We start from the raw sequence: 6,052 nt of genomic DNA, 5'->3' as shown, positions 1-6,052 counted from the left end.
GCTGATAGGGAGGAGGCTCAATGATTATCAAGCCAATTAGCACGTTCGCTGCGACGTTAGCTATAGAACTTTGTAGATCATTTAATGTCGAAGTTTGAGACTGCAAAATACGTTAAAAGGAATTACCATGAACAAAAAAGCTTTTTTTATTGGCTCAGCCACTTTGCTATCTTCACTGTTAGCCTTTCAATCATTTAGTAACCCAGCTCCCTTAAATTCAGTCCAAAAATGCGCATCTCTACTCCCAAGCGGCTACAACTTTTCCATGACCATAAATGCTAAGATAGATACGACAGCTGACAAACCAGTAGTGTCAGGCATTCTAGATTTAACAGACGGTACCGAAATACTCCCCCCAGAATTAAGTTCAAAAGTAGAGCCTTTCAAACAATGCGTAGTAAAGCTGATGAAATAGACAACATGGCTCAGGTAACCACAAGCCATGTGCTTTCAAAATAGATGTCGGCCTTACAAATCAGCCAAGTTCGTCTCTCGACTGTATCTTCCCTAGGGAAGACACAATGTTTAGTCGTTATTTACCTCTGGTAACTATCTAACGGGATATTTATGAAAAGCAAAGATGTAAAGGTAAAAGCCAGAATAGCCAAGTTATTGCTTTCATTTTGCTTTGTAGCCTGGGGAGTCACTTGGGTTTATGCATTTATTGCAGATGAATGGGGGTTAATCGCAGGATTTTTTAAAGGCTTAGTACTTGGTGGCTGTTTCGCTGTCATTCCTGCTGCATATGCGATTTATTCATTATCACAAACTAAGTTACCAACATTCAAAATAGTACTCGGTATATCACTAACTTGGTTGTTAATTGTATGCAGTTTATATTTGGTTTAACAGGCCGTAATCTACCAAGTTTCTTTCACAGGATTGTGAGTAGCCAAATCAATCTAAGAGGGATTTATGCAGACTGCGCTAATTATTGTTATTCCAGTAGTTGTTGTTTTGCTGATTATTGGAATTCTAAAGCTCAAACCGTTGTTCAGTTATATGGCAATTTTTGGCTTAGGAGTACTGTCTTCATTCGTAGTGGAGTTCTTTTTTTGCTCTGGCCTGCAAACACAGTGTGAAGCAGATGGGTTAAATATGGTGGGCTTTTTCTTCCATTCTTTTTATGTGATAGCAATTTGTTCAGTTTTTTACGCTATTATGCCTCACCTTTCAGAACAAAAATCGCAGTAAATTAAATGTCTTAACAAAAAGACGATTAAGACTGTAGTATGTAATTCAGAAAACTTGATTCTATAGGCTGTAGTTCAAGTAAATAAAAAATAATTCGTTGAAATCAATGGGTATAGAAACGAGTAGAGGTTATTCGTCTACATTCGGTGAGCTTGGTGCAGCCCTTGTAATTAGAAATCAAAAGATAAGGAGTTCTTTTAATATGAGTTTTTGGCAAATCATTATTTTTATCGTGCTTTTCAGCCTTACACTTCTACCAGCGTTAATTGCCTTAACATCCAAAAAAGCTAAAGGCATACACAAGTTAGCATGGGGGGCCATTTCCCTTTTCTTTTCGTGGTTGGGGTTTTTAATCTATTACTTCTTTGCAATTAGAGGTATGAGCAAGCAAAGTACATAACGATTCGTTGTTACGCTCCACTTTAAGATGCCCTTTATTAGACGTTATACGGTGATAGGAATTTAGATAACATGAAGATTAAATTGATAGTAATCTTGTCAATATGCGTAATCTCAACAGGGTGCGCTTCAGCTTCTGATAGGGCTGCAAGAGACTTTCTTGATGGGGCTAGTGCCAGTGCTGAAAAAAGACAGCGAGAAGAATCTACTAACCGATACAGTAAAAAGCGTGACCATAAAAACGATGCTATAGAAGATACGGTGTCTGGAGCACTTACCGCGCTTTTTAGAGGTTTGTTTAGCTCTGAAAGCGACGATAACTAGTGAAAGATAGTTTCCTAGCATGGCGTGCGAGTAGCGCTTTAATGCCCTTTTCAAAAGGTATTATTTGCTTACCAACAGTATTTCAAAAGAGGTCTGCCCGTTGGAATTAAAAACCATTGGTTTGTTTGTTATTACTGCACTTGCTGAAATCGTTGGATGCTATCTGCCCTATTTATGGTTGAAAGAAGATAAGTCCATATGGTTGTTAGTACCAGCGGCTATATCGCTCGCGCTTTTTGCTTGGCTGTTATCACTTCACCCAACCGCTACCGGGCGCGTATACGCCGCTTACGGTGGTGTTTATATTTTTATGGCTATTATGTGGCTTTGGCTCGTTGATGGAGTGAAGCCAACGTTATGGGACTTGGTGGGCACCTTTGTCGCTTTGATTGGTATGGCGATAATTATGTTCGCACCAAGAAGTCATGGATAAAAGTCTTGCTTGCAATAAATAACGAAGAAAACGCGATGAAGATTACCTTTATTCCAAGTACGAACCTACCAAGGGCTGCTGAGTTTACCTTTAATAACATGCGCGATTATTACGCTCAGTTTGCGCCTGATTGGGACGTCGACAAAGTGCTTGGGGTTACCGCAGAGCTCATTAATTACGACATTCAAGTAGACAGCGAAACGGTGGGGGTTATGCGCCTTCAATACGACGGTAACACCTGTATATTGCGCGACCTTCAGGTCATACCCAGCGCACAGAACAAAGGCATAGGTAGTGCTGCCATTGAAGAAGCAGAAAGACTAGCCTTAGGGGCCAATACTAACTCGCTTGACTTACGAGTATTCAAAGTTAGCCCTGCAGTTTCGCTTTATAAAAAAGTGGGATTTATCATTGAAGGTGAAGACGACCGCTTTTTTAACATGACTAAACCCTTAAGCACTTAACAAACAGGCTTGTACCGCCGTCTATTCAGAATATACCTAAAGGCCAAAGCACATGAAGATTATTATTGATGATCTCACCGGAGGAGAAGTGCTAGCGCTTTTAGAAGAGCATTTGTCTGATATGTATGCTACATCGCCACCTGAGAGCGTACATGCATTAGATGTTGAAGCACTAAAAGCTTCGAACATTACTTTTTTTAGTGGCTGGAAGCAGCAACAGCTTGCGGGCTGCGTCGCTATTAAAACCCTTGATACACATAGCGCCGAGCTAAAATCTATGCGCACAGCCAAGCCGTTTAGAGGATGCGGTGTAGCGTCTCAGTTATTACTTTTTGCCCTAGAACATGCGAAAATGAAAGGGTTTAGTTCGGTAAGTTTAGAAACAGGAACGCAAGACTACTTTTTAGCGGCCAGAACCCTATACAAAAAGTTTGGTTTTGTTGATTGCGGTCCATTTGGCAGTTACTCAATCGATCCCAACAGCCACTTTATGACCCGAGCGCTTTAATTTAGTACTTTAAGAGAATTCCACATGTCGTTACCTCCTTGCCCGCATTGCCAATCAGAATATGTATACGAAGATCAGCCTCTACTTATTTGCCCTGAATGTGGACACGAGTGGAACCCGAACGAGGTAGAAGAGGAAGTCTCTGCTAAAGACTTCAACGGTACACCGTTAGTAGCCGGCGACAAAATTACGCTAGCAAAAGATTTGAAGGTAAAAGGCAGTTCGTTGGTACTAAAAATTGGAACCAAAGCCGTTATCCGACACGTAAAAGATGCCAAAGACCACCAGCTAGACTGTAAAGTAGATGGCGCGGGTGAAATGATGCTGACTGCACAATTTGTTAAAAAGGCATAAGCGGCGTTTTATTGAAAAGCCTCATTTCCTTTTAGCGCGCTTATTTTTTTGTCAACTAGGCGCGCTAGCTATTCCAATCCATCCCTTCTTAAAAATTTGCGACTTCGTTGGTAATGGTTTCAGTAAGCAAGCTAATCGCTTTCGATGACACTTTCTGAGGGTTAACTAAACAAACACCCACATGCCCAAGCTCGGGTAAACTTTCTGAATTAGATAAAACGTGTAGACCAGGTGGCACTGAACTCTTTGCAAGAACGGTTATGCCCAGCCCTTCGTTAATCGCCGTTTGTATGCCATTTAAGTCAGCAATGGTATACACCACCTGCCACGGTTTTTTGATAGCCGATAACAGATTGGTTGCTCGCTTGCGGTAAATACACGGCGACGGTGCAGCAATAATAGGCAGTTTAACAGGCACGCTATTTACAAAGCGCTGACTCCCCACCCATACCAGTTGATCTGAAATGATGTAGCCGTCTTGCTGAGGATCAGGTGTTTCTTGTAGCGAAAGAATTAAATCGAACTGGCTTTTAAGCGGCTCACTAAGTAAGTCTTTACTTAGCGCACAATGCACCTCTAGCGATATTTCCGGATAGGTTTGCGTGAACCGTCGAATGATTTTAGGCATAAGTGTTGTGCTAAATTCGCTGGGAATGCCTAACCGAATATTTCCCGTAACCTGCGGCTTGCCGAATTCGGCCATCGCCTGATCGTTAAGTGCCACTATCTTTTCACCATACGACAATAAGCGACTACCAGCGCCAGTTAGTGCCAAGCGATTTTTGTCGCGGGAAAATAGTTTTTCCCCAATCATTTCTTCTAGTTTTTTTATCTGTAAGCTAATGGCTGGCTGTGTGCGCTGAAGCTGCTCGGCACATTGTGTGTAGCTACCCGTCTGTGCAATAAGCACGAACGAACGCAGAAAATCTATCGATAAGTTTTTCATTACTTTGCTTTACACCTCTTTGTTAGCTTTGCCTGCTGTTTTGCCTTGTTAGTGCCAGAATTGCTCACAAGACCATTTAATAAAGTTATAATGCCATATTTTTTATTAATTTTATTTATTCTTTTTACGCTCCTAGTATCAGATACAAAATAATGACATTTAGGAGCCAGCATGAACCCACTTAACCAGCACCTTCACGAACAAGACCCAGATATCGCAGCATTTATTGCGCAAGAAAACGAACGCCAAGAACACCACATTGAACTGATCGCATCGGAGAACTACACCAGCAAAGCTGTTATGCAGGCGCAAGGCAGTCAGCTAACTAATAAGTATGCAGAAGGCTATCCAGGCAAGCGCTATTACGGTGGCTGCGAGGCGGTGGACAAAGTAGAACAGCTTGCTATCGACAGAGCTAAAGCATTGTTTGAAGCTGACTATGTGAATGTGCAGCCTCACTCTGGCTCTCAAGCGAATACAGCAGTTTATATGGCGCTATTAAACCCTGGCGATACCATTCTTGGGTTGAGCCTTGATCACGGTGGGCACCTTACACACGGTGCAAAGCCTAACTTTTCGGGAAAACTATACAACGCGATTCAGTATGGCTTGAACACAGAAACTGGTGAAATTGATTATGACCAAGTAGAAGCCTTGGCTAAAGAACACAAACCAAAAATGATTGTAGCGGGCTTTTCCGCTTACTCTCGCGTGGTCGACTGGCAGAAGTTTAGAGACATCGCTGATAGTGTAGGCGCGTATTTACTTGTAGATATGGCACATGTTGCAGGCCTTGTTGCGGCCGGTGTTTATCCCTCGCCAATTAACGCCGCACACGTCGTTACTACTACTACCCATAAAACACTGCGTGGCCCTCGTGGCGGGCTTATTATGTGTAAAGCAAACCCCGAGCTTGAAAAGAAATTCAATTCATTAATTTTCCCTGGCATTCAGGGTGGCCCACTTATGCACGTTATTGCCGCAAAAGCGGTAGCGCTTCAAGAAGCCATGACAGCAGAGTTCCGCGCTTATCAAAAGCAGGTAGTCATTAATGCACAAGCTATGGCTAATGTGTTTATGAAGCGTGGCTTTGACGTAGTTTCTAATGGAACCGACAACCACATGTTCCTGTTAAGTCTTGTAAGCAAAGGAATGACGGGGAAAGAAGCCGACGCGGTATTAAATAGCGTGAATATAACGGTAAATAAGAACACAGTACCCAACGACCCGCAGTCGCCATTCGTTACAAGTGGTATTCGAATTGGCACACCTGCGGTCACTTCACGCAATTTTAGTGAAGAAGACTGTGCTCAATTAGCCCATTGGATTTGTGATGTGTTAACAGCGCCAGAAGACAATGCAGTAGTACAGCAAGTGAAAGATAAAGTGGCAACGCTAACAGCGGCTCGCCCCGTTTATACTAAATAAAA

At 42.3% G+C, this 6,052-nt stretch carries 10 protein-coding genes; 9 read left to right on the top strand and 1 reads right to left on the bottom strand.

The genetic code is table 11. The features are described from left to right. The first annotated feature begins 127 nt into the window (after positions 1-127). From ACFI6J_RS18475 to ACFI6J_RS18440, 8 genes are all read left to right on the top strand, one after another. On the top strand, positions 128-415 hold the full coding sequence (locus ACFI6J_RS18475; protein WP_131137123.1) for a hypothetical protein: 288 nt from the start codon (positions 128-130) through the stop codon (positions 413-415). Between the two features lie 152 nt (positions 416-567). Continuing rightward, positions 568-849 (top strand): hypothetical protein, encoded by a 282-nt coding sequence (locus ACFI6J_RS18470; RefSeq protein ID WP_371342842.1) that lies wholly within the window; start codon positions 568-570, stop codon positions 847-849. A 66-nt stretch (positions 850-915) separates the two neighbouring features. After that, a complete protein-coding gene (locus tag ACFI6J_RS18465) occupies positions 916-1,194 on the top strand; it encodes a hypothetical protein (protein ID WP_371342843.1) in 279 nt (92 codons plus the stop codon). A 471-nt stretch (positions 1,195-1,665) separates the two neighbouring features. Beyond that, complete coding sequence (locus ACFI6J_RS18460; RefSeq protein ID WP_371342844.1) at positions 1,666-1,917, top strand: hypothetical protein; 252 nt, start codon at positions 1,666-1,668, stop codon at positions 1,915-1,917. Positions 1,918-2,017: 100 nt separating this feature from the next. After that, positions 2,018-2,350 carry a YnfA family protein gene (locus ACFI6J_RS18455; RefSeq protein WP_462586325.1) on the top strand — a complete coding sequence of 111 codons (333 nt, stop codon included), beginning with the start codon at positions 2,018-2,020 and terminating at the stop codon, positions 2,348-2,350. A gap of 35 nt (positions 2,351-2,385) precedes the next feature. Then, on the top strand, positions 2,386-2,814 hold the full coding sequence (locus tag ACFI6J_RS18450; protein ID WP_348670497.1) for a GNAT family N-acetyltransferase: 429 nt from the start codon (positions 2,386-2,388) through the stop codon (positions 2,812-2,814). A gap of 52 nt (positions 2,815-2,866) precedes the next feature. After that, on the top strand, positions 2,867-3,322 hold the full coding sequence (locus ACFI6J_RS18445; protein ID WP_014948133.1) for a GNAT family N-acetyltransferase: 456 nt from the start codon (positions 2,867-2,869) through the stop codon (positions 3,320-3,322). A 24-nt stretch (positions 3,323-3,346) separates the two neighbouring features. Further along, positions 3,347-3,676: a zinc ribbon domain-containing protein YjdM gene (locus ACFI6J_RS18440; RefSeq protein ID WP_014948132.1), complete on the top strand. Its 330-nt coding sequence runs from the start codon at positions 3,347-3,349 to the stop codon at positions 3,674-3,676. Positions 3,677-3,764: 88 nt separating this feature from the next. Here the strand turns inward: ACFI6J_RS18440 and ACFI6J_RS18435 are convergent, their stop codons facing one another. Continuing rightward, entirely contained in the window at positions 3,765-4,622 is an 858-nt protein-coding gene (locus ACFI6J_RS18435) for a LysR family transcriptional regulator (RefSeq protein ID WP_039225011.1), read from the bottom strand. Between the two features lie 171 nt (positions 4,623-4,793). Between ACFI6J_RS18435 and glyA the strand changes: the two genes are divergently transcribed. Then, the gene (glyA, locus tag ACFI6J_RS18430) at positions 4,794-6,050 is read left to right on the top strand and encodes a serine hydroxymethyltransferase (protein WP_462586324.1); all 1,257 of its coding nucleotides are present in this window, start codon (positions 4,794-4,796) and stop codon (positions 6,048-6,050) included. Positions 6,051-6,052: the final 2 nt, after the last annotated feature.

The sequence above is a fragment of the Alteromonas sp. G4i13 genome, assembly GCF_054960505.1.
The sequence above is the reverse complement of the archived record's forward strand: the minus strand, read 5'-3'. Positions and strand labels throughout refer to the sequence as shown.

Coding starts and splice junctions, on each gene's coding strand:
- ACFI6J_RS18440 (WP_014948132.1), top strand. CDS start 3,347: ATGTCGTTACCTCCTTGCCCGCATTGCCAATCAGAATATGTATACGAA.
- ACFI6J_RS18450 (WP_348670497.1), top strand. CDS start 2,386: ATGAAGATTACCTTTATTCCAAGTACGAACCTACCAAGGGCTGCTGAG.
- ACFI6J_RS18435 (WP_039225011.1), bottom strand. CDS start 4,622: ATGAAAAACTTATCGATAGATTTTCTGCGTTCGTTCGTGCTTATTGCA.
- ACFI6J_RS18475 (WP_131137123.1), top strand. CDS start 128: ATGAACAAAAAAGCTTTTTTTATTGGCTCAGCCACTTTGCTATCTTCA.
- ACFI6J_RS18445 (WP_014948133.1), top strand. CDS start 2,867: ATGAAGATTATTATTGATGATCTCACCGGAGGAGAAGTGCTAGCGCTT.
- ACFI6J_RS18460 (WP_371342844.1), top strand. CDS start 1,666: ATGAAGATTAAATTGATAGTAATCTTGTCAATATGCGTAATCTCAACA.
- glyA (WP_462586324.1), top strand. CDS start 4,794: ATGAACCCACTTAACCAGCACCTTCACGAACAAGACCCAGATATCGCA.
- ACFI6J_RS18465 (WP_371342843.1), top strand. CDS start 916: ATGCAGACTGCGCTAATTATTGTTATTCCAGTAGTTGTTGTTTTGCTG.
- ACFI6J_RS18470 (WP_371342842.1), top strand. CDS start 568: ATGAAAAGCAAAGATGTAAAGGTAAAAGCCAGAATAGCCAAGTTATTG.